The sequence below is a fragment of the Serratia sp. CY52157 genome (assembly GCF_052168495.1).
GTDB classification, from domain to species: Bacteria; Pseudomonadota; Gammaproteobacteria; order Enterobacterales; family Enterobacteriaceae; genus Serratia; species Serratia ureilytica.
Genome location: NZ_JBJNMO010000006.1, coordinates 1 through 21554 on the forward strand (window position 1 = coordinate 1; position 21554 = coordinate 21554).

20 protein-coding genes are annotated in these 21554 nt (G+C 59.4%); 3 read left to right on the forward strand and 17 right to left on the reverse strand.

Annotation, left to right across the window (positions count from 1 at the left end; genetic code table 11):
• Positions 1-349 precede the first annotated feature (349 nt).
• From hemG to ACJ8IP_RS18670, 5 genes are all read right to left on the reverse strand, one after another.
• A complete protein-coding gene (gene hemG / locus ACJ8IP_RS18650; protein ID WP_033652659.1) occupies positions 350-883 on the reverse strand; it encodes a menaquinone-dependent protoporphyrinogen IX dehydrogenase in 534 nt (177 codons plus the stop codon).
• 21 nt (positions 884-904) lie between these two features.
• A complete protein-coding gene (gene trkH, locus ACJ8IP_RS18655; RefSeq protein ID WP_004934492.1) occupies positions 905-2356 on the reverse strand; it encodes a Trk system potassium transporter TrkH in 1452 nt (483 codons plus the stop codon).
• 34 nt (positions 2357-2390) lie between these two features.
• A complete protein-coding gene (locus ACJ8IP_RS18660) occupies positions 2391-3005 on the reverse strand; it encodes an IMPACT family protein (RefSeq protein ID WP_033652658.1) in 615 nt (204 codons plus the stop codon).
• Positions 3005-4336: a Xaa-Pro dipeptidase gene (gene pepQ, locus ACJ8IP_RS18665; RefSeq protein ID WP_197752396.1), complete on the reverse strand. Its 1332-nt coding sequence runs from the start codon at positions 4334-4336 to the stop codon at positions 3005-3007. The genes ACJ8IP_RS18660 and pepQ overlap by 1 nt, the downstream gene beginning before the upstream one ends.
• A gap of 112 nt (positions 4337-4448) precedes the next feature.
• Positions 4449-5645 (reverse strand): MFS transporter, encoded by a 1197-nt coding sequence (locus tag ACJ8IP_RS18670; protein ID WP_168177236.1) that lies wholly within the window; start codon positions 5643-5645, stop codon positions 4449-4451.
• 233 nt (positions 5646-5878) lie between these two features.
• On the opposite strand from ACJ8IP_RS18670, the gene fadB reads away from it, so the two are divergent.
• Together fadB and fadA are read left to right on the forward strand one after the other, a co-directional pair.
• On the forward strand, positions 5879-8068 hold the full coding sequence (gene fadB, locus ACJ8IP_RS18675) for a fatty acid oxidation complex subunit alpha FadB (protein ID WP_033644960.1): 2190 nt from the start codon (positions 5879-5881) through the stop codon (positions 8066-8068).
• A 10-nt stretch (positions 8069-8078) separates the two neighbouring features.
• The gene (gene fadA / locus ACJ8IP_RS18680; protein ID WP_033644961.1) at positions 8079-9242 is read left to right on the forward strand and encodes an acetyl-CoA C-acyltransferase FadA; all 1164 of its coding nucleotides are present in this window, start codon (positions 8079-8081) and stop codon (positions 9240-9242) included.
• A gap of 172 nt (positions 9243-9414) precedes the next feature.
• Here fadA and fre read toward each other — a convergent pair whose 3' ends face one another.
• The 3 genes from fre to pepE all read right to left on the reverse strand — a co-directional run bounded on the left by fre (position 9415) and on the right by pepE (position 12475).
• Positions 9415-10116 carry an NAD(P)H-flavin reductase gene (gene fre / locus ACJ8IP_RS18685; protein ID WP_033644962.1) on the reverse strand — a complete coding sequence of 234 codons (702 nt, stop codon included), beginning with the start codon at positions 10114-10116 and terminating at the stop codon, positions 9415-9417.
• A gap of 50 nt (positions 10117-10166) precedes the next feature.
• Complete coding sequence (ubiD, locus tag ACJ8IP_RS18690; RefSeq protein WP_033644963.1) at positions 10167-11687, reverse strand: 4-hydroxy-3-polyprenylbenzoate decarboxylase; 1521 nt, start codon at positions 11685-11687, stop codon at positions 10167-10169.
• A 62-nt stretch (positions 11688-11749) separates the two neighbouring features.
• The gene (pepE, locus tag ACJ8IP_RS18695) at positions 11750-12475 is read right to left on the reverse strand and encodes a dipeptidase PepE (RefSeq protein WP_033644964.1); all 726 of its coding nucleotides are present in this window, start codon (positions 12473-12475) and stop codon (positions 11750-11752) included.
• A 245-nt stretch (positions 12476-12720) separates the two neighbouring features.
• On the opposite strand from pepE, the gene rfaH reads away from it, so the two are divergent.
• On the forward strand, positions 12721-13209 hold the full coding sequence (rfaH, locus tag ACJ8IP_RS18700) for a transcription/translation regulatory transformer protein RfaH (protein ID WP_033644965.1): 489 nt from the start codon (positions 12721-12723) through the stop codon (positions 13207-13209).
• A 42-nt stretch (positions 13210-13251) separates the two neighbouring features.
• On the opposite strand, the gene hemB is transcribed toward rfaH, so the two are convergent.
• The 9 genes from hemB to rmuC all read right to left on the reverse strand — a co-directional run bounded on the left by hemB (position 13252) and on the right by rmuC (position 21435).
• On the reverse strand, positions 13252-14274 hold the full coding sequence (gene hemB / locus ACJ8IP_RS18705) for a porphobilinogen synthase (RefSeq protein WP_042783470.1): 1023 nt from the start codon (positions 14272-14274) through the stop codon (positions 13252-13254).
• 14 nt (positions 14275-14288) lie between these two features.
• A complete protein-coding gene (gene tatD / locus ACJ8IP_RS18710; protein ID WP_042785623.1) occupies positions 14289-15071 on the reverse strand; it encodes a 3'-5' ssDNA/RNA exonuclease TatD in 783 nt (260 codons plus the stop codon).
• A gap of 53 nt (positions 15072-15124) precedes the next feature.
• Positions 15125-15895: a Sec-independent protein translocase subunit TatC gene (gene tatC, locus ACJ8IP_RS18715; RefSeq protein WP_033644968.1), complete on the reverse strand. Its 771-nt coding sequence runs from the start codon at positions 15893-15895 to the stop codon at positions 15125-15127.
• A 3-nt stretch (positions 15896-15898) separates the two neighbouring features.
• On the reverse strand, positions 15899-16456 hold the full coding sequence (tatB, locus tag ACJ8IP_RS18720; protein WP_147881024.1) for a Sec-independent protein translocase protein TatB: 558 nt from the start codon (positions 16454-16456) through the stop codon (positions 15899-15901).
• A 3-nt stretch (positions 16457-16459) separates the two neighbouring features.
• Positions 16460-16723 carry a Sec-independent protein translocase subunit TatA gene (gene tatA / locus ACJ8IP_RS18725; protein ID WP_004934452.1) on the reverse strand — a complete coding sequence of 88 codons (264 nt, stop codon included), beginning with the start codon at positions 16721-16723 and terminating at the stop codon, positions 16460-16462.
• A gap of 80 nt (positions 16724-16803) precedes the next feature.
• Positions 16804-18435, reverse strand: coding sequence for a ubiquinone biosynthesis regulatory protein kinase UbiB (ubiB, locus tag ACJ8IP_RS18730; RefSeq protein ID WP_033644971.1), 1632 nt, complete (start codon positions 18433-18435; stop codon positions 16804-16806).
• Positions 18432-19040: a ubiquinone biosynthesis protein UbiJ gene (gene ubiJ, locus ACJ8IP_RS18735; RefSeq protein ID WP_033644973.1), complete on the reverse strand. Its 609-nt coding sequence runs from the start codon at positions 19038-19040 to the stop codon at positions 18432-18434. The genes ubiB and ubiJ overlap by 4 nt, the downstream gene beginning before the upstream one ends.
• A 13-nt stretch (positions 19041-19053) precedes the next feature.
• Positions 19054-19809: a bifunctional demethylmenaquinone methyltransferase/2-methoxy-6-polyprenyl-1,4-benzoquinol methylase UbiE gene (gene ubiE, locus ACJ8IP_RS18740; protein WP_004934443.1), complete on the reverse strand. Its 756-nt coding sequence runs from the start codon at positions 19807-19809 to the stop codon at positions 19054-19056.
• Between the two features lie 78 nt (positions 19810-19887).
• The gene (gene rmuC / locus ACJ8IP_RS18745) at positions 19888-21435 is read right to left on the reverse strand and encodes a DNA recombination protein RmuC (RefSeq protein ID WP_033644974.1); all 1548 of its coding nucleotides are present in this window, start codon (positions 21433-21435) and stop codon (positions 19888-19890) included.
• Between the last annotated feature and the right edge of the window lie 119 nt (positions 21436-21554).

Consider the following 21554-nt stretch of genomic DNA (forward strand, 5'->3'; position numbering starts at 1 on the left):
TGAATTTTACTTCAGTTAGTCACTCTTCAAGACTTGATATTTTTTTGCATCCGAAGATGCTGGATATCGTCTTGTGGAGTGCCCACACAGATTGTCTGATAAATTGTTAAAGAGCAGTGAGTTAGGCGCTTTCGCTTGCTAACTCGAGGTGGCGTATATTACGCTTTTCACCCGGAGAGTCAAGCGTTTATTTCGCTTTCCTCTCGCTGACCCGGCGACTTGTCAGTCGTTGTTCCCGGTCAGTGGAGGCGCATTATAGGGAGTTCTCGGCAGGCCGCAACCCCTAAATGCAAAAAACTTTTCAAGCGCGGATTTTTTCGGCAAAACGCTGGCCAAACCCGCATTTTTGTCACTTTTCGTACTGAATCTGGCTAAATTCCTGGGCGAAACGATCGACTTGCTGCCAATCTGTGTACTCAACTTCCTTACTGGTATCCGTTTCTCCACCGGTCATACGCATAATAAATTGAATCATGATGCGATCGAACCAGCGATAACGTGGATAACGCAATGCCCCGGCAAACACCGCGCACTGTTTTGGCTGCCACGGCGACGCCAACAGGAACTTGCGGGTATAGGCGTTGGTTTGCGGCGAACGCTTTTCCGGTTTGCGCGCGGTCAGATTGACGGCAAAGAATGCGCTCGGCATCCGATTCAACTGCTCGGCATGACGTTTAACGAATTTATCCAGCACCGGGTTAAAGTGCCCGTAGCGAATAGAAGCGCCGATCATCACCTGCTGATACTGGCTAAGGTCGATCTGTTCCGCCTGCAACAGATCGATAACCTCACAGCGCAGCGTATCCTGCAATTTGCTTGCTATATAAGAAGCGATAGCACGTGTTTGCCCGTCACGGCTCGAATAAAGTATCAATGCCTTCATGGCGTACTCCTTATAACAGGCTCACTCACGCCAGAAGGTTGGCGTGAACAGCACCAGCAATGTAAACACTTCCAGGCGCCCGAACAGCATCGTCACCACCAGGATCCACTTGGCCGCCGCCGGCATCGTGGTGAAGTTGTCCGCCACCACGCCCAGACCAGGACCAAGGTTATTCAGCGTTGCCGTCACTGCGGCAAACGCGGAGAAATCATCAACGCCGGTCGCAATGATCGCCAGCATGCTGACGATAAACACCAGCGCATAGGCGGAGAAGAATCCCCACACTGCTTCCAGAATACGTTCCGGCAGTGCGCGATTGCCCAATTTGATGGTATAGACCGCGTTGGGGTGCACCAGCCTTTTCAATTCGCGCGAGCCCTGCAGGTACAACAGCAGAATACGGATCACCTTCAGGCCGCCGCCGGTCGAACCGGCGCAACCACCGATGAATGCCGAACACAGCAACAGCATCGGCAGGAACAGCGGCCACTTGGCGATGCTGTCGGTCGTAAAACCGGCCGTGGTCGCCATCGATACCACCTGGAAGAACGCCTGATTGAGCGTTTCCATACCGCTCTTATAGACGCCATGTCCCCAGAGCACCAACGTGCACACCACCACCAGCGTCAGTTGAACGAAGATAAACATGCGGAATTCAGGATCGCGCCCATAGACCTTCAGACTGCGGCCGCTTAGCAAAGCGAAGTGCAGACCGTAGTTACAGCCGGAAATCAGCAGGAACACGGCAATGATGGTGTTGATGGTCGGGCTGGCGTAATAACCGATACTGGCATCGTGGGTAGAAAACCCGCCAATGGCGATGGTCGAGAAACTGTGGCCGATGGCGTCGAACACCGACATCCCGGCCCCCCAGAGCGCCAGCGCACAGGCGACGGTCAGCAACACATAGATTAGCCACAGGGTTTTGGCGGTTTCGGCAATACGCGGACGCATCTTGTTATCTTTCAGCGGCCCGGGCATTTCCGCCCGATACAGCTGCATGCCCCCGACGCCGAGTATCGGCAGTATCGCCACCGCCAACACGATGATCCCCATCCCGCCCATCCATTGCAGCATTTGGCGATAGAACAGGATGGCCTTAGGCAACGAGTCCAGCCCCACCAGCGTCGTTGCGCCGGTAGTCGTCAATCCCGAGAAGGATTCAAAGAAGGCGTCGGTCAGCGACAAATTAGGACGTTCCGAAAACAGGAACGGCAATGCCCCCACGCTGCCCAGCACGGTCCAGAACAACACGACGATCAGGAAACCTTCACGCGGCTTCAGCTCGTGTTTCTGCTTACGGTTCGGCCACCACAGCATCAGCCCGATGGTCAACGCCACGAAGAACGTTTGGCTGAACGCTCGCCCCGCCCCATCGCGATAAATCAATGCCACCAGGCCGGGAATAAACATCGTCCCGGAGAACAGGATGACCAGCAGACCAACGATACGGGTTATGGCGCGAAAATGCATTTCAGCACGATCCTTAGCAATTCAATTGGGAGGATTATTGCGAAATGGGGGTTAATTGCAAATTACCGCGACTGAGATCACGCAATTTATTCCCAAACAGCTCGACCTCAGTCGCCGGCAGCGCCAAATGCAGCACGACGGCGGCGCCGTATTCACCCTGCAGGATCCGACCTGCGGTTTGCTGCAACAAGTTCTCCACCAGCGCCAACTGCGCATAGTCGCACTGCAAGATATATTCGGCTTCGGGCACCTTTTGCGCCAGCGCCAGCTGCTTCAATGCCTGTTGAACACCGTTGCCATAAGCTTTCACCAGCCCGCCGGTGCCCAGCTTGACACCGCCGTAGTACCGAACGACTACGGCGGTCACTTCACCGATACCGCTGCCCATCAGCTGAGCGAGGATAGGTTTGCCGGCGGTGCCCGACGGTTCTCCATCGTCGGAGAACCCCAGCTGCTGCGAATCATCGGGGCTACCGGCGACGAAAGCCCAACAGTGGTGCCGCGCCGCCGGGTGCTCATCCCGCACCTGCTGAATAAACGCCTTTGCCGCCTCCACCCCGCCGGTCGGCGCCAGCAGGGTGATGAAACGGCTCTTCTTTATCTCTTCGGTAAAGCAGGTTGCTTCCGCCGGTATCGGGTACGGCCGCATCAAGCCAGGTTCAGATCGCGCGTCATGTTCTCGATGCGCTTTTCATGGATCACGATGTTGTCTTCGATGCGAATACCGCCATACGGTTTCAGCGCATCGATGCGATCCCAGGCGAAGTGCTGCTTGAACTCGCCGCTGCGCCACGGCGCCAACAGAGACTCGATGAAGTACAGACCCGGTTCGATGGTCAACACCATGCCCGGCTGCAACACGCGGGTACAACGCAGGAATGGGTACCTGGACGGCGCCGCCAGATGGGTGCCTTGCTCATCCTGCATAAAACCGGCGGCGTCGTGCACCTGCAGGCCCAACGGATGGCCCAACCCGTGCGGCAGGAACGGCGTGGTGATACCCGTTTCGACCATCGCCTCTTCGCTGAGGCCATTCACCAGTTTGTGATTCTTGAGCAGCTTGGCGATGCGCTGATGCATCTGCACATGATAGTCGGTGTAACGCACGCCGGTTTTAATGGTGTCGATCAGCGCCAGCTGTTCACTATTGAGATCTTTCACCAGATGAGCGAACTCGCTGCCGCTTTGCGCCGCATAGGTACGCGTCAGATCGGCGGCGTAGCCGTTATATTCCGCCCCGGCGTCGATCAGAAAACTCAGAGACTCGGCCGGCGGCTGATGATCCAGCTTGGTGTAGTGCAGCACCGAAGCGTGCTCGTTCAACGCCACGATGTTGTCGTAAGGCACATCGGTATCACGGTGGCCGGTAGCCGTCAGGTAGGCCAGATTGATGTCGAACTCGCTCATGCCGGAGAGGAAGGCCTCATGCGCTGCACGATGGCCGGTTACCGCCGTCTTCTGCGCTTCGCGCATGCAGGCCAGCTCATAGCCGGTTTTAATCGAACGGTGGAAATCCAGGTAGTTCAGCACCGCTTTCGGGTTGATGTTTTCCGAAGGGATGCCGAGATCGCGGGCGCGCTGTTGGGCATAACCGATATAGCCGACGCGCTCACGCTGCGGCGGCAGCTGCTGCGCGATCGCATCGGCGTTGGCCAGCGGCATCAATTCGAGGGACTTGGTCCAGAAACTGTTCGGCAGCGGCTCTACGCTGTGCCAGTAGTCAACCGGGGAGTAGAACCACAGCTTCGGCTTGTTGACGCCATCTATCCACAACCAGCAGTTCGGCACCGACGTCACCGGCACCCAGGCTTTGAAATGCGCGTTCACTTTGAACGGGTAGCTATGGTCGTCCAAAAATACCTTTTGCAGTTCCCCGGAGTGAATCAGCAGCGCATCCAAATTGTTGCGCTCCAGCACTTCACGCGCGCGTTTTTGCAGTTCTGCCAGGTGGTCGTTATACAAAGAAGCCAGCGTTTCCATCACAGTACCCTTATGCCTTAGCACGAAAGAAGCCATCTTAACACAGCGCTCCGACGCACCAACCTCATCGCGTTGGGCATGCGGAGCAGCTCGCAATTCCCTGCAAATGCCGTTACATCCGCAGCTTAACCATTAACCAGCCGCCCAAACCGAGCAGCGCTATCGCCAGCGCCCACAGGCCATGGTGTTCCAACAACACCGCGCCGGCCGCGGCGACGCCCGCCAGACACTGCTGCAGAAAGCCACACAGCGCCATCGCATAAGCGCCGTACTCTTTGGCATCGCTGACCGCCATCGCCATGCTGTTGGGAAACAGCACCGCCTGGCCAAAAATGGTCAGGCAATACAGCGCGATGAACAGCGCCATGCCGGGAAGGCCGGCCAGGACGCCGCTCCACCACAGCAGCAGGATCGCCGCCGTCGCCAGCGCCACGATGCCGCTGCCGGCCTGCATCAGTTTTTTCCCGCCGAGACGCGCCACCGTACGGTTCACCGTCAGCGCCCCGCTGAAGTAGGCGACGCCGATCACCAGCCCCAGGGCGCCGAACGCCGTGACGTTGAGACCAAACTCCTGCTGCATGACGAACGGACTCACTTCCTGCAGTGTCACCGTGGTGGCAAACCCCAGCCCGCCGACGCAGGCCGGCCAAAAGAACCCAGGCCGCCGCAGGATGGCAAAGTAGGTTGCCGCCATCGCCGGGCGCACGCCCCCAGCCCGTCCCGCCTCCAGCGGCAGCGTCGCCATCAGCGCCAGAATGATCAAACCGGTGGCGCCCATCAGGACGAAGCCCATCTGCCAGTGCGCATATTGGCTCAGCAGGCCACCGATAAACTGACCGCCGCCCAGCGCGGTGATAAAGGCGATGGAGAGCACCGACAGACGCCGCGCCAGTTCGTCCCCGCTCCAGTTATCCCGCACGATGATGCGCGCGATGATCGCCGCACCGCCGGCACCCACGCCCTGCAGCGCACGCAGCGTCAGCAATTGGGCGCCGTTGCTGCACAGCGCCAACAGCCCGCTGCAGCCAATGAAAAGAAATAAAGACAGCGTCAGGGGCGCGCGGCGGCCAAAGCGATCGGCGGCTGCGCCCCAGAACAGCACCGGCAAGGCGGCGCCGATGACGAAGATTGAAATGGACAGCTCGGTAGCGCGCCGGCTCATCGCCAGCTCCCGCATCACCGTCGGCAGCGAAGGCAAGTACACGGTCGTCGCCATTTGCGCCATAAACACCAACAGACACGCCAGCGTCATGGTTCTGGCGGGAATGCTCCATAAGCCGCTGCGTTTAACACAAGCCGCCTTAGTCATGCGTAACCTCGTCTGAATGTTCATTCGCTGCGAGCAAGTGTATGAGGGCCGACAAGCTCCGGCAAATGCCGATAGCACATAAAATATAACTTCGTTTCAAATCAAAAAACTAACTTGGCGACATGTGATCAGACCAGCAAAAATGCAATCTCTCATTTGCATATTGTTAACATAAAAACCACACTCCTCTTCATCTGGTCATACCAGATCATACGCTGATTCAGGAGATAGACATGCTCTACCAAGGCGAAACATTACAACTGCACTGGCTCGATAACGGCATCGCCGAGCTGGTGTTCAACGCACCGGGCTCGGTCAACAAGCTGGACACCCGCACCGTCGCCAGCCTGGGCGAAGCGCTCACCGTGCTGGAAAACCAGCCAGAGCTCAAGGGGCTGCTACTGCGCTCCACCAAAGCCGCATTTATCGTCGGCGCCGATATCACCGAATTCCTTTCTCTGTTCGCCGCGCCGGCTGAAAAGCTGCAGGAGTGGCTGGTATTCGCCAACAACGTCTTTAACCGGCTGGAAGATTTGCCGGTGCCGACCATTTCGGCCATTAACGGCTATGCGCTCGGCGGCGGTTGCGAATGCATTTTGGCGACCGATTTCCGCGTCGCCTCACCGGACGCGCGCATCGGCCTGCCTGAAACCAAATTGGGCATCATGCCGGGCTTCGGCGGCTCCGTCCGCCTGCCGCGCCTGCTGGGTAACGACAGCGCGCTGGAAATCATCGCCGCCGGCAAAGACGTCAGCGCCAAAGACGCCTTGAAAGTCGGCCTGGTCGATGCGGTAGTGGCGCCGGAAAAACTGGCCGAAGCCGCGCTCAACATGCTGCAACAGGCGATCGACGGCAAGCTGAACTGGCGCGCCGCGCGTCAACCGAAGCTGGAGCCGCTGAAGCTCAGCCCGATCGAGGCGGCAATGAGCTTCACCACCGCCAAAGGCATGGTGCTGCAGACCGCCGGCAAACATTACCCGGCACCGATGACCGCGGTGAAAACCATTGAAGCCGCCGCCAAGCTGGGCCGCGATGAAGCACTGAAACTGGAAACCGCCAGCTTCGTGCCGTTGGCGCGCTCCAACGAAGCGCGTGCGCTGGTCGGCATCTTCCTTAACGATCAGTTCGTGAAAGGCCAGGCGAAAAAGCTGGCCAAGAATGTGGACGCGCCGAAACAGGCGGCGGTGTTGGGCGCCGGCATCATGGGCGGCGGCATCGCTTACCAATCGGCGTTGAAAGGCGTGCCGGTGATCATGAAGGACATCAGCGACAAATCGCTGACGTTAGGCATGAACGAAGCGGCCAAGCTGCTCAATAAGCAGCTGGAACGCGGCAAGCTGGATGGCCTGAAAATGGCGCAGGTGCTGTCGACCATTCAGCCGACGCTGGACTACGCCGGCATCGAGCGCGCGCAGGTGATCGTCGAAGCGGTCGTGGAGAACCCGAAGGTCAAAGCCGCCGTGCTGTCGGAAGTGGAAAACCTGATCGGCGAAGACACCGTTCTGGCGTCGAACACCTCGACCATTCCGATTAATCATCTGGCAAAATCGTTGAAGCGTCCGCAAAACTTCTGCGGCATGCACTTCTTTAACCCGGTACACCGTATGCCGCTGGTCGAAATCATCCGCGGCGAACAAACCAGCGATGAGACCATTGCCAAAGTGGTGGCCTACGCCAGCCGCATGGGCAAAACGCCGATCGTGGTGAACGACTGCCCGGGCTTCTTCGTCAACCGCGTGCTGTTCCCATACTTCGCCGGCTTCAGCCTGCTGCTGCGCGACGGCGCCGACTTCCGTCAGATCGATAAAGTGATGGAAAAACAGTTCGGTTGGCCGATGGGCCCGGCCTACCTGCTCGACGTGGTGGGCATCGACACCGCACACCACGCGCAAGCGGTAATGGCGGCCGGCTTCCCGGAGCGCATGAGCAAAGACTATCGCGACGCCATTGACGTGATGTTCGACAACCAGCGCTTCGGTCAGAAAAACCAGCTGGGCTTCTACCGCTACAGCCAGGACAACAAAGGTAAGCCGCGCAAGGACAACGACGAGCAGACCGATGCGCTGCTGGCCGAAGTGAGCCAACCGCGCCAGACCATCAGCGACGAAGAGATCGTTGCGCGCATGATGATCCCGATGATCAACGAAGTGGTGCGTTGCCTGGAAGAGAAGATCGTCGCCAGCCCGGCCGAAGCCGATATGGCGTTGGTCTACGGCATCGGTTTCCCTCCGTTCCACGGCGGCGCGTTCCGCTACCTGGATACGCTCGGCACCGCCAACTACGTTGAGCTGGCCCAGCGTTACGCACACCTCGGCGCCCTGTATCAAGTGCCGGCCGGTCTGCGCGCCAAGGCCGAACGCAATGAAAGCTACTACCCGGTGGCGACACCGCTGTCCGACGTCGCAACCCGCCAACCGGCATGAGGTCATAAAGATGGAAAACGTAGTTATTGTTGATGCCGTACGCACGCCGATGGGCCGCTCCAAGGGCGGCGCCTTCCGCCAGGTGCGCGCCGAAGATCTCTCCGCTCATCTGATGCGTGAAGTGCTGAGCCGCAATCCGGCGCTGAACGCCGACGAGATCGATGACATTTACTGGGGCTGCGTGCAGCAGACGCTGGAACAAGGCTTCAACATCGCCCGCAACGCCGCGCTGCTGGCCGAGATCCCGCACCGTGTGCCGGCGGTGACCGTCAACCGCCTGTGCGGCTCTTCGATGCAGGCGCTGCACGACGCGGCGCGCGCCATCATGGTTGGCGACGCGCACATCAGCCTGATCGGCGGCGTGGAACACATGGGCCATGTGCCGATGAACCACGGCGTGGATTTCCATCCGGGCCTGAGCCGCAGCGTAGCCAAGGCCGCCGGGATGATGGGGCTGACCGCTGAAATGCTGGCCAAGATGCACAACATCAGCCGCCAGATGCAGGATGAGTTCGCCGCGCGCTCCCACCAACGCGCACATGCGGCGACGCTGGCGGGTTACTTCAAAAACGAGATCATTCCGACCAACGGCCACGACGCCGACGGCGTGCTGACCCGTTACGATTTTGATGAAGTCATCCGCCCGGAAACCACCGTCGAAAGCCTGTCGGCCCTGCGTCCGGCGTTCGATCCGGTGAACGGCACCGTCACCGCCGGCAGTTCTTCTGCCCTGTCGGACGGCGCTTCCGCCATGCTGCTGATGAGCGAATCACGCGCCAAAGCGCTCGGTTTGAAAGCCCGCGCCCGCATCCGCTCGATGGCGGTCGTCGGCTGCGATCCTTCCATCATGGGCTACGGCCCGGTGCCGGCCAGCAAGCTGGCGCTGAAACGCGCCGGTCTGAGCGTGCAGGACATCGATCTGTTCGAGCTGAACGAAGCGTTCGCCGCCCAGTCGCTGCCGTGCATCAAGGATCTGGGGCTGATGGACAGCATCGACGACAAGATTAACCTGAACGGCGGCGCCATCGCGCTCGGCCACCCGCTGGGCTGTTCCGGCTCCCGCATCTCGACCACCTTGTTGAACAACATGGAACGTCGCGACGCGCAGTTCGGCCTGGCAACCATGTGCATCGGCCTGGGCCAGGGTATCGCCACCGTGTTTGAACGCGTTTAGCTGTGTCTATCTTGGGATGACCGCGTCACCACTTCAAATCGCGGCATCCCGCCAAGTTTAGTTGCCGTTCTTCCCGCCTGTCAGGGGCGGGTTTTTTATGCCTGAAATTTGCCGACGCCCAAATAAAAACGGGGCGACCCTCGGCCACCCCGTTCACTGCGCATCGCCTCTGTCAGATAAACGAAAACGCGTCGCCAAACATATGCGCTTCCTGCGCGCCGCGCTCGGCGCAGAAACGCTCGCGGGCGATTTTCGCCATCTCGAAACGCCCGGCGATGTAGATGTCATGCTCCGCCAACGTGCCGAAATCCTGCAACACCGCGCTGAGCACGGTGCCGCTGCGGCCACGCCATTCCGCCTCCGGCTGCTCGACCACCGGGATCACCTTCAGGTTCGGGTGTTGCACCGACAGCGCTTCCAGCTCGCTCAGATCGTACAGGTGCTTCAGCTCACGCCCGCCCCAGTAGATGGAAATGTCGCGATCGGGCTGCTGCTCCAACGCGGTCAACAGGATTGAGCGCGCATAGGAGAAGCCGGTGCCGCCGGCAATCAGCACCAGCGGACGGCTGCCCTCTTCCCGCAGCCAGGCGTCGCCGTGCGGCATATCGACGGTGATCGCCTGCTCTTTCAGAATGCGATCCATCACCGCCATGGCGTACAGATTCAGCTCCGAAGCACCGATATGCAGCTCGATGTAATCTTGCTGCGTCGGGGTTGATGCCAGCGAGAACGGACGTTTGTCGCGCTCGTCCATCACCACCATCAGATATTGCCCTGCCTTGAAAGAAAACGGCTGCTCGGGCACCAGACGTACCCGATAAACCGTATCGGTAATGGCCTCTACCGAGGTCACTTTACAGCTCAATATTGTCATGCGTTCCCTCTGTCGGGTCATCAATGCAAAGCTGAGAACAGGGCCTGACGCTATAACGTCGGTTCCCTGTCACTGAAAATTGCGAGCTCATCCCAGATTTCGTCGACGCGCGCACGTACCTTTTCATCCATCTGAATCGGACGGCCCCATTCGCGATCGGTTTCACCCGGCCATTTGTTGGTGGCGTCCAGCCCCATCTTCGAACCCAGTCCGGAAACCGGCGAGGCGAAGTCCAGATAGTCGATCGGCGTATTCTCCACCAGAACCGTATCCCTTGCCGGATCCATTCGTGTGGTGATCGCCCAAATCACGTCATTCCAATCGCGCGCATTGACGTCATCGTCACAGACGATAACAAATTTGGTGTACATAAACTGCCGCAGGAACGACCAGACGCCCATCATCACGCGTTTCGCGTGGCCGGCGTACTGTTTTTTCATGGTCACCACCGCCAGGCGATACGAGCACCCTTCCGGCGGCAGATAAAAATCAACGATTTCCGGGAACTGTTTTTGCAGGATCGGCACGAACACTTCATTCAGCGCCACGCCCAGGATCGCCGGCTCATCCGGCGGCCGGCCGGTGTAGGTCGAGTGGTAAATCGCGTTGCGACGCTGGGTGATGTGCGTGACGGTGAATACCGGGAACTGGTCGATTTCATTGTAGTAACCGGTGTGGTCACCGTAGGGGCCTTCCGGCGCCATTTCACCCGGCTCGATATAGCCTTCCAGCACGATTTCGGCACTGGCGGGCACTTCCAGATCGTTGGAAAGGCACTTGACCACTTCGGTTTTATTGCCGCGCAGCAGCCCGGCAAAGGCATATTCAGACAGGGTATCCGGCACCGGCGTCACCGCGCCGAGGATAGTGGCGGGGTCGGCGCCCAGCGCCACCGCAACCGGGAAACGCTCGCCGGGGTGCGCCTGGCACCACTCCTGGTAATCCAGCGCGCCGCCGCGGTGCGACAGCCAGCGCATAATCACTTTATTCTTGCCCAGCACCTGCTGACGATAGATACCGAGGTTTTGCCGTTCCTTATGCGGGCCGCGGGTCACCGTCAGCCCCCAGGTGATCAGCGGCGCGGCGTCTTCCGGCCAGCAGTGCATCACCGGAATGCGGCCCAGATCGACATCATCGCCCTGCCATACCTGCTCCTGACAAGGCGCGGATCCCAGCACCTTGGTCGGCATGTTCAGCACCTGCTTGAACTTCGGTATTTTGTCGAACAGATCGCGGAAACCTTTCGGCGGCTCAGGTTCTTTGAGGAACGCCAGCAGTTTGCCGACTTCGCGCAGCGCGCTGATGTCTTCCTGCCCCATGCCCATCGCCACGCGATTGGCGGTGCCGAACAGGTTGCACAGCACCGGCATGTCGTACCCTTTCGGGTTTTCAAACAGCAGTGCCGGGCCGCCCGCCCGCAGGGTGCGATCGGCAATTTCCGTCATTTCCAGGTAAGGATCGATCGGCTGGCTGATGCGTTTTAGTTCCCCTCTCTTCTCCAGCAACGAGAGGAAATCGCGTAAGTCACGGTATTTCATGCTGATCATTATAGCGGCCAGTGGGGAGGGCATTATAAGCCCTCTTCAAGGTTGTTGCTGCAATTTTGTTAACGCCGCCCGTTGCCGGGGGGCTCTCAGCCGCAGTTGAACGGCACCAGCGCAGCCAGTGCGCGCGTATCCTGATATTCGCGCGTCTCTTCGCCGTGGCGGAACACCTTAAAGCCCTGCCCGTTGGCGCTGAAATAACGCAGCGCATTGCCTTCAACGTGCAACAGACTGCCTTCACGCAACGCCACTACCGATTCGCTCGGGTTGATCGCACAGAACTCCGCGAGACGTTCGTCACGGGTTTCGCCCATGTGGCCGCTGATGTGCGCATCGATGTAATGCGGGTTAATCTGCACCGGGAACAACCCCAGCGCCGGCAACACCACGCTGCAGCGCACCGGCATGTCATTGGTGGTGCGAATGCTCGGCGTCGCCACGTTGCAACCTGCGCTCCAGCCGACGTAAGGCACTTCACGCTCGCGCACCGCGCGCTGGATAGGCACGATCAGGCTTTGTTCGTGCAACATCTGGTTCAGCAACCAGGTGTTGCCGCCGCTGACCAAAATGCATTCGGCCTGCGCGATCGCCGCCGCCGGTGAAGCGGCGTGGTGAATGCTGGTGACTTCAATGCCCAATGTTTGCGCCAGCTCCTGCGCGCGCCGATCGTAGTCGTAACGGATCAGCGCGTAAGGGATAAAGACGGCGGATTTGATGCCGCGGCGCGCAATCATCGCCAGCAGTTGGCTTTTGGCGTACCCCAGCAGCTCGGCTTCGCCAGACAGCTTGCCGTTGCTCAACAGAAACAGCTCCATTTTTCTCCCCTCGGTCAAAAACGATGAATAGCGTCACAGCCGGCGGCGCAACGCCTTGCCATACTGTGACGGTAACAAATTTTTAGCCCTCTGTTATACCAGCGCCGTATCGATAAGTGTGTGACCCCTCGCTAATAGCCGTAGATTCAGAAAGATAGGCGATGTTACATGCTGAAACTTGCATCACTATGTATCCGGAATAGCTTTTGATATGCTTACCGGCTGGCAGAAAGGCATGTGAAATTATGGAATCCTGGTATCTACTTTATTGCAAACGCGGTCAGCTGTTGCGAGCGCAGGAACATCTGGAGCGGCAGCAGGTAAACTGCCTCAGCCCGATCATCACGCTGGAAAAAATCGTGCGTGGTAAGCGCATCGCGGTCAGCGAACCCCTGTTTCCCAATTATCTGTTTGTGGAATTCGACCCGGAGCGCATTCACACCACCACCATCAGCGCCACCCGCGGCGTCAGCCACTTCGTGCGTTTCGGCGCGCTGCCGAGCGTCATCCCGAGCAAGGTGATCGATGAACTGCGCACGCACACCAGCGAGACCTACGTCGATCCGGAAACCCCGCAGCCGGGCGATACCGTTCTGATCGTCGATGGCGTATTCGAAGGGCTGCAGGCGATCTACACCGAGCCGGACGGCGAGGCCCGCTCGATGCTGTTGCTCAACCTGATCAACAAACAGGTCAGTCAAAGCATCGACAATCGGCAATTCCAGAAAATGTAATGCAAAAAGGCGCCCTCAGGCGCCTTTTTTACGGTATCGCGCTTAGCGGCGCAGCGCTTCTTCATGCAGCCATTGGGCGACACGCTTGGCGAAGTAGGTCAGCACGCCGTCGGCGCCGGCGCGTTTAAAGCACATCAACGACTCCATCACCGCAGGCTGCTCCTGAAGCCAGCCGTTCTGAATCGCCGCCATGTGCATGGCGTACTCACCGGACACCTGATAAGCGAAAGTCGGCACGCCGAAGGTATCCTTCACCCGGCGCACCACATCCAGATAAGGCATGCCCGGTTTCACCATCACCATGTCCGCGCCTTCCTGCAGATCCTGCGCAATCTCTTGCAGCGCTTCATCGCTGTTGGCCGGATCCATCTGATAGGTCTTTTTGTTGCCGCCTTTCAGGTTGCCGCTGGAACCCAGCGCATCGCGGAACGGACCGTAATAGCAGGAAGCGTACTTGGCGGAGTAGGCCATGATCTGGGTGTTCACCAGGCCCTGCAGTTCCAGACGATCGCGGATCGCCCCGATACGGCCGTCCATCATGTCGCTCGGCGCCACGATTTCCGCGCCCGCTTCGGCATGAGACAGCGCCTGACGCACCAGAATGTCTTTGGTCACGTCGTTAATCACGTAGCCCTGCTCATCGATCACCCCGTCCTGACCGTGGGTGGTGTAGGGATCGAGCGCTACGTCGGTCAGAATGCCCAACTCAGGCACCGCGTCTTTCAGCGCGCGCACCGTACGCTGCACCAGCCCTTCCGGGTTATAGGCTTCTTCCGCATGCAGCGATTTCAAGCCCGGTTCAATCACCGGGAACAGGGAGATCACCGGCACGCCGAGTTTGGCGATGGTTTCCGCTTCCTTGACCAGCAGATCGATCGTCATGCGCGATACGCCCGGCATCGAGGCCACTTCTTCCTGGCGGTTGCTGCCTTCCATGACGAACACCGGATAAATCAGGTCATTGACCGTCAGTTGGTTTTCGGCGACCAGACGGCGGCTGAAGTCATGACGGCGCACGCGGCGCATACGGCGACCAGGAAAGGTGCCCGGAAATGCATAGCTCATAGTTTTCTCCTAGCTCAAACCAGCCGGAATAGCCGGCGGGCGTTCTCATCGGTTTTTTGCCCCAGCCATTGCGGCTCTTCCTGCCGCCAGACGGCGACCTGATGCACGATGTGGGGCAGGAAACAGGGTTCGTTGCGGCGAGATGCGGGTTTAGGCTGTAAATCCCGGGGCAACAGATAAGGGGCGTCAGTTTCCAGCAGCAGACGCTCGGCCGGGATCTGCGGCAGCAGGGCGCGCAATTCCAGACCGCGCCGCTCGTCGCATACCCAACCGGTAATCCCGATCGACAGGCCCAGCGACAGGCAGCTTGCTAATTCTTCGGCGGTGCCGGTGAAGCAGTGCACCACGGCCGCGGGCAGTTTATCCAACCACGGCGTCAGTAGCTCGGCAAAACGTGCGTGTGCGTCGCGACAGTGAAGAAACACCGGCAGCGCCAACTCCGCCGCCAGCGCCAGTTGCGCGCTGAACGCCGCTTCCTGCTGCTCCGGCGTTGAGAAGTTGCGGTTGAAATCCAGACCGCATTCACCGATCGCCACCACTTCTGGGCCGGCGGCCAGGGCATAAATCTGCTCGGCGCTGCGTTCATCCCAGCTGCCGGCGTTATGCGGATGCACACCGGCGGTGGACCAGCAATAGCCCGCATGCTGCTGCGCCAGTTTGGCGGCCTCGCGGCTCTCAGGCAGATCGGTGCCGGTAATCAGCATCCCGGTAACGCCCGCCGCGCGGGCGCGCTCCACCACGGTCTCGCGGTCTTTGGCGAATTGGCTGCTGGTGAGGTTAACGCCGATATCAAACATGGTTTTTTCCAAAGCAAAAGCCGCCCTATGGGCGGCTTCGCAATCAATGTGGATCAGGGCGCTGGGGGTTCGTCACCCTCGTCGTCGTCTTCCGCCTGCGGACGGCGTTTGCCGGTATAGAAGCGAGCGAAGAATACCCCCACTTCAAACAGCAGATACATCGGTATCGCCAGCAGGGTTTGCGAGAACACATCCGGCGGCGTCAACAACATGCCGACCACAAACGCGCCGACCAACACATACGGCCGTTTCTTCTTCAGGTCTTCTGGCGAAGTGACGCCGCTCCAGCACAGCAGAATGATGGCGACCGGCACTTCGAAGGCGACGCCAAACGCCATAAACAGCGCCATGACGAAATCGAGGTAGTTTTTAATGTCGGTCGCAATGGTCACCCCCATCGGCGCGGTCTTGGCGAAGAAGCCGAAGGCCAGCGGGAACACGATGAAGTAGGCGAAGGCCATGCCGAGGTAAAACAACAGGCTGCTGGACACCAGCAACGGCATCATCAGGCGGCGTTCATGCTTGTACAGCGCAGGCGCGATAAACGCCCATACCTGATACAGGATCATCGGCGCGGAGACGAACACCGAAACGATCATGGTCAGCTTGATCGGGGTGAAAAACGGTGACGCCACGTCGGTGGCGATCATGCTCGCGCCGGCCGGCAACTGCTTGAGCAGCGGCGCAGAAACCAGTTGGTAGATGTCGTTGGCGAAAAACACCAGCACCACGAACACCGCCAGTACGCAAATAATCGAGTTCAACAGCCGCTTGCGCAGCTCTATCAGATGACTGATAAGGGGTTGGGTATCTTCAACAGCCATGTATTAACGATCGCCACTAGGTTGATAAGACGCTGGGGTTTTATCCGCAACAGGTTCGACAGGAGCAGGCGCGGTTTCCACCGGCGCTTTAGCCGGTTGCGCCGCCACTGGCGCAGCCACGACGGCTTCAGGTTCCACTGCCGGTTTTGGCACGGCGGCGGGCGCGCTGGCGCTGGTTGCCGCTTCCGCCGGCGTCACGCCGTCGTGCAAGGCTTCCGGATCGATGGCCTGCGGGTTATGGATGGTGTTCGCCAGCTCTTCTTTCTCGCCCCGGTAGGTGCGTTTCAAGGATTCCGCCGCGTCTTTCAGCTCATCCATCGACGCCTTCAACTCCGGCGTCAGGTTCTGCAGGCCGGCCTGTTCGGCTTTCTTCAGGCTGTCCTGCAGCTCCTGCAGCTTCAGCTCCTGAGACAGTTCGTGCTGCACCGAGGCCGCCAGCGAGCGCAGCGCGCGGATCCAGCCCGATACCGTTCTGACCGCAACCGGCAAGCGTTCCGGCCCCAGAACAACCAGGCCGATCACCAGCACCAGCAGCAGCTCACTAAACCCAATGTCAAACACGGTTTATACCTGCTCTTTGTTCTTCGACTCTTCCGGTTTCACTTCCGGCTGCTTATCGGTAATAGGCTTGGCCGAGAAATCAGCGTCATCCAGGCTGCTTTTTTCAGCCGTGTTGGGGGTCGACGGCGTATCGTCGCCGATCGCTTTTTTGAAGCCCTTGATCGAGGCGCCGAGATCGGAACCCAGCGTGCGCAGTTTTTTGGTACCGAACAGCAGCACCACGATCACTGCGATGATCAACAATTGCGTAATACTAATACCGCCCATTTTAATTACCTCTAATTTTAAGGGGTCTTTTAAAGCCAGCCCGCATTATAGAGCCGACTTTACCAGAGTAACGAATTAAATCAGGTGGTTCGCTTCCAGCCAATCACCCAGCATACGATGCCGGCGGCCATCATCCAGGCGGGGAACACCTCGATTTGCCCCAGCAGCAACAGCGTGCCGCTTACCAACAGTGTAGCGCCAACGCCGAACAAATAACGTGACTGCCCCTGACGAACCCGCTGAGCCTGCATCTGGTTGGTCAGCTTATCAACGCTTTGTTGCAACAGTTTATGCTGCTGCAGGCTGTCGTAAAACAGCTCGGGCAGCTCGGGCAGTTTCTCCGCCCAGAACGGCGCCTTCTCTTTCAGCGCGCGCACCACGGCGGGAATGCCGACCTGATCGCGCAGCCAACTCTCGAGGAACGGCTTGGCGGTGGTCCACAGATCCAACTGCGGGTAAAGCTGACGCCCCAGCCCTTCAACATACAGCAAGGTCTTCTGCAATAACACCAGCTGCGGCTGCACTTCCATATTGAAGCGGCGCGCGGTGTTGAACAGGTTCAGCAGCACGTTGCCGAAGGAGATCTCCGCCAACGGCTTCTCGAAAATCGGTTCGCACACGGTACGGATGGCGAATTCGAAGTCTTCCACGTTGGTGTCGCGCGGCACCCAGCCGGAGTCGACGTGCAGTTCCGCCACCTTGCGGTAATCGCGGTTGAAGAAGGCGATGAAGTTTTCCGCCAGATAGCGTTTGTCATCCTTGTTCAACGAACCGACGATGCCGCAGTCGATGCCGATGTAGCAAGGATCTTCCGGATGTTCGTAGCTGACGAAAATATTACCGGGATGCATGTCCGCATGGAAGAAGCTGTCGCGGAATACCTGGGTAAAGAACACCTGAACGCCGCGTTCCGCCAACAGTTTCATGTTGGTGCCCTGCTGCTCCAGCGTGGCTATGTCCGAGACCGGAATGCCGTAGATACGCTCCATCACCAACACGCTTTCGCGGCAGTAGTCGGAGTAAACTTCCGGCACGTACAGCATCGGGCTGCCGTCGAAATTGCGACGCAGCTGAATGGCGTTGGCCGCTTCGCGCAGCAGGTTCAATTCGTCCAGCAGGGTTTTTTCGTACTCGCGCACCACTTCGCGCGGACGCAGGCGGCGGCCGTCCGGCAACAGCTTCGGCACCCAGCCTGCCAGCCGGTACATCAAGCGCACGTCGGCTTTGATAATCGGCCCGATATCCGGCCGGATCACCTTCAGCACCACTTCCTGGCCGGTGGTTTTCAGCCGCGCGGTATGCACCTGCGCGATCGAAGCGGACGCCAGCGGCTGCTGCTCGAAGTCGTCGAACCAGGTTTCCAGCGGGCCGCCCATCGCCAGCTCGATATGCTTGCGCGCCAGCGCACCGTCGAAAGGCGCCACCCGATCCTGCAGCAGCGTCAGCTGATCGGCAATGTGCGGCGGGAACAGATCGCGGCGGGTCGACATCATCTGGCCGAACTTGATCCAGACCGGCCCCAATTCCTGCAGCGCCAGCCGCAGACGTTCGCCCAGCGGTTTGTCCTTGTGCCGATTAGGCATCCAGAACAGCAACCGGCGGCCGAAGCGCAGCGGCAGCGTCAAACGCATTGTCGGGATCAACTCGTCCAGCCCATAGCTGAGAAAAACGCGGACGATAAAATACAAACGACGCAGTTCGCCTGGGGTCATCGCTTGCCCTCCAACTTATCCATGCGGGCAATCAGCGCTTCCGCGCTGCGGGCGAGCGCATCCACTTCTTCATTGAACCACACCACTTCCAGCGGCCCCGGCGCCAGACGCCACTCTTCCGTCAGCGCCTCAGCCATGTCTTGCTGCCGACGCATCAATCCGGCCTTGAGTAACGAAGCGCCTTTGCCCAGCGCCTGCGTAATGCCTTGAGCGGCGATATCGCCGATATAGGGCGCCAGCCATTCCGCCGGATCCCACTCCGCCAGATCGAGCAGGCCAACCAGCTGTTGCACCACCTGAATATCCCCTTCCACCGTCAATTCGCCGCTGCGCATCAGCACCGGCAACTGCTGGCGATCGCGCAGCTTCAGTAAGGAGGGAATGCGGCTGCGCACCGTGCAATCGGCGCTGTCTTCAGACTGCCCCAGCACATCCACGCGCAGTTCGCTGAACACCAGCACCAGCGGTGAAGCCAACTCTTCCAGTTCGATGCGCAGCACCTTGCCCGCCAGGCGTTGGCGAGCGGCTTTCATGCTGCGATCGCGAAACAGCAGGTTATTCAGCGAGGTTTCCAGCGCACCGGTCAGCAGAGGGGTAAACAGCATCGGCATCTCCCTCTCAGAACTTGAAGCCGCGATGCAGGGCGACAATCCCACCGGTCAGGTTGAAATAGGTGACGTTTTCAAAACCGGCGTTGCCCATCATGCCCTTCAGGGTTTCCTGATCGGGGTGCATACGGATCGATTCCGCCAGATAGCGATAGCTGTCCGGATCTTTCACTACCAGCTCGCCGATCTTCGGCAGCACGTGGAAAGAGTATGCGTCGTAAGCTTTGCTCAGCGGCGCCAGCAGCGGTTTGGAGAACTCCAGCACCAACAGGCGGCCGCCCGGCTTCAGCACGCGGAACATCGAACGCAGCGCTTTGTCTTTGTCGGTGACGTTACGCAGGCCAAAGGAGATGGTGATGCAATCGAAGTAATTGTCCGGGAACGGCAGCGCTTCGGCGTTGGCCTGCACGTAATTGATGTTGCCGACGATGCCGCGATCGCGCAGCTTCTCGCGCCCCATCTTCAGCATCGAATCGTTGATGTCCGCCAGCACCACCTGCCCCTGCTCGCCAACCATGCGGGAGAACTTGGCGGCCAGGTCGCCGGTGCCACCGGCCAGATCCAGCACGCGCTGCCCGCGGCGCACGCCGCTGCAGTCAATGGTGAAACGCTTCCAGATACGGTGGATGCCGAACGACATCAGGTCGTTCATCACGTCATACTTTGCCGCTACCGAATGAAAAACGTCCGCCACCATGGCCTGTTTTTCGTCTCTAGCGACGGTGCGAAAACCGAAATCGGTGGTTTCCTGCGATTGATCTGCCATTGTCCTGCCTGCTATTCAGTCAATTTTGTGTGGATGAGTGTACCAGAAGCCCGAGGAATACCCCACCTCGCCACGGCCTCAGCCGTGCGAAACGAAGCCCGGTTCCCCGGTGGTATCATCATCGTCGTTCGTCTGCGGCAGCGCGGCGACCTCGTCGTCGTTCGCCTCTTCCGCTTCATCGTGTTGCGCGCCGGCTTGCTGCGCCAGCAGCGGGTTTATCGGCCGCTTGACCTCAACCCCCAGCGCGCGGAAACCTTCAATTTGGCCGATAAGATTACCACGGCCTTCGCTCAGTTTGTTCATCGCCTGACGATAACTGCCCTGCGCCTTGTCCAGGCTCTGTCCCAGCGCAGACATATCGTCCACGAACAGCCGCATCTTGTCATACAGTTTCGCCGCGCGCTCGGCGATGCGCTGGGCATTCTGGCTCTGATGCTCATAGCGCCACAGGTTGGTTATGGTACGCAGCGCCACCAGCAACGTGGTCGGGCTGACCAGCATGATGTTGTGCTTGAGCGCTTCGCTGATCAGCTCCGGCTCGCGATCGATAGCCAGCAGGAAGGCCGGCTCGACCGGAATGAACATCAGCACATAGTCCAGCGAACGCAGCCCCGGCAGCTGCTGGTAGTCCTTGCGGCCCAGCATGCGAATGTGGCCGCGCAGCGAAGCGATATGTTCGCTCAGCGCCGCTTCGCGCTCCGCCTCGTCTTCACCGTTGAAATAGCGCTCGTAGGCGATCAGCGACATCTTGGCGTCGATCACGACATCCTTGCCCTGCGGCAGGCGCACGATCACATCGGGCTGCATGCGGCTCTGATGATCTACCCGCACGTTGACCTGCGTTTCATACTCGTGCCCTTCGCGCAGGCCGGAGGCTTCCAGCACCCGGCTCAGCACCACTTCGCCCCAGTTGCCCTGGGTCTTGTTGTCGCCTTTCAGCGCCTTGGTGAGGTTGATGGCCTCCCGCGCCATCTGCGCATTCAACTGCTGCAGATTGCGTATCTCGTGCGTCAGCGTGTGGCGCTCACGCGCCTCCTGGCCAAAGCTGTCCTGCACCTGCCGGCGGAAACCGTCCAGTTGTTCGCGCAGCGGCAGCAGTAACCGATCCAAACTTTGCTTATTTTGCTCGTCCACCTTGCGGCCGCTGTGTTCAAAAATGCGGTTGGCGAGGTTTTCAAACTGGGTGGTGAGGCGCTGTTCGCTGTTGATCAGCAGACGCTGCTTCTCTTCCGCCGCCATGCGCGTCTCTTCCAGACGGATGGTGACTTCGCGCAGCTCGGCCTCCTGCGCGCTGTTCACCTCGCGCTGGGCGCGCAGCTCTTGGTTGAGCAGCTCGCATTCGTTGCGCCAATGGTTGAGCTGTTGCAGTTTTTCATGCCCGGCCGCCAGCTGGCTGTGCAGGTTGCGCAGCTCCAGCTCGTTCTGGCGTGACTGCTGTTCGTGGCGCAGCAGGGCCTCCTGCCGCACGGCCGTCTCCTGCTGCGCCTGCTGCAACGCTTGCTCCAGCAACCGCAGTTCGGTTTCATGTTGCGCGTTCGTCTGCTGCACTCGCAGACTGGCGATCAGCCACCCTAACAGCATGCCGATCGCGACGCCGCCAATCCCATAAATCAGACTGGTATCCACCCTGCCTCCTGTTGCACCTTGCCGTTCCGGCGTTTCGCACGCCCATTGCCCGTCACGTTAAGGGGAGGCTGTATGGATGTCCAGCCTGATTTTGCCCGCCGCGCACAATATTGCGCGGC

What these genes read in the sequence shown, in the direction of transcription:
- hemB (WP_042783470.1), bottom strand. Translation starts at nt 14,274, where the DNA reads ATGAGCTATGCATTTCCGGGCACCTTTCCTGGTCGCCGTATGCGCCGC.
- ubiD (WP_033644963.1), bottom strand. Translation starts at nt 11,687, where the DNA reads ATGCCCTCCCCACTGGCCGCTATAATGATCAGCATGAAATACCGTGAC.
- fadA (WP_033644961.1), top strand. Translation starts at nt 8,079, where the DNA reads ATGGAAAACGTAGTTATTGTTGATGCCGTACGCACGCCGATGGGCCGC.
- ubiJ (WP_033644973.1), bottom strand. Translation starts at nt 19,040, where the DNA reads ATGCTGTTTACCCCTCTGCTGACCGGTGCGCTGGAAACCTCGCTGAAT.
- fre (WP_033644962.1), bottom strand. Translation starts at nt 10,116, where the DNA reads ATGACAATATTGAGCTGTAAAGTGACCTCGGTAGAGGCCATTACCGAT.
- ubiE (WP_004934443.1), bottom strand. Translation starts at nt 19,809, where the DNA reads ATGGCAGATCAATCGCAGGAAACCACCGATTTCGGTTTTCGCACCGTC.
- pepQ (WP_197752396.1), bottom strand. Translation starts at nt 4,336, where the DNA reads ATGGAAACGCTGGCTTCTTTGTATAACGACCACCTGGCAGAACTGCAA.
- ACJ8IP_RS18660 (WP_033652658.1), bottom strand. Translation starts at nt 3,005, where the DNA reads ATGCGGCCGTACCCGATACCGGCGGAAGCAACCTGCTTTACCGAAGAG.
- pepE (WP_033644964.1), bottom strand. Translation starts at nt 12,475, where the DNA reads ATGGAGCTGTTTCTGTTGAGCAACGGCAAGCTGTCTGGCGAAGCCGAG.
- tatC (WP_033644968.1), bottom strand. Translation starts at nt 15,895, where the DNA reads ATGGCTGTTGAAGATACCCAACCCCTTATCAGTCATCTGATAGAGCTG.
- tatA (WP_004934452.1), bottom strand. Translation starts at nt 16,723, where the DNA reads ATGGGCGGTATTAGTATTACGCAATTGTTGATCATCGCAGTGATCGTG.
- tatD (WP_042785623.1), bottom strand. Translation starts at nt 15,071, where the DNA reads ATGTTTGATATCGGCGTTAACCTCACCAGCAGCCAATTCGCCAAAGAC.
- ACJ8IP_RS18670 (WP_168177236.1), bottom strand. Translation starts at nt 5,645, where the DNA reads ATGACTAAGGCGGCTTGTGTTAAACGCAGCGGCTTATGGAGCATTCCC.
- fadB (WP_033644960.1), top strand. Translation starts at nt 5,879, where the DNA reads ATGCTCTACCAAGGCGAAACATTACAACTGCACTGGCTCGATAACGGC.
- ubiB (WP_033644971.1), bottom strand. Translation starts at nt 18,435, where the DNA reads ATGACCCCAGGCGAACTGCGTCGTTTGTATTTTATCGTCCGCGTTTTT.
- trkH (WP_004934492.1), bottom strand. Translation starts at nt 2,356, where the DNA reads ATGCATTTTCGCGCCATAACCCGTATCGTTGGTCTGCTGGTCATCCTG.
- hemG (WP_033652659.1), bottom strand. Translation starts at nt 883, where the DNA reads ATGAAGGCATTGATACTTTATTCGAGCCGTGACGGGCAAACACGTGCT.
- rfaH (WP_033644965.1), top strand. Translation starts at nt 12,721, where the DNA reads ATGGAATCCTGGTATCTACTTTATTGCAAACGCGGTCAGCTGTTGCGA.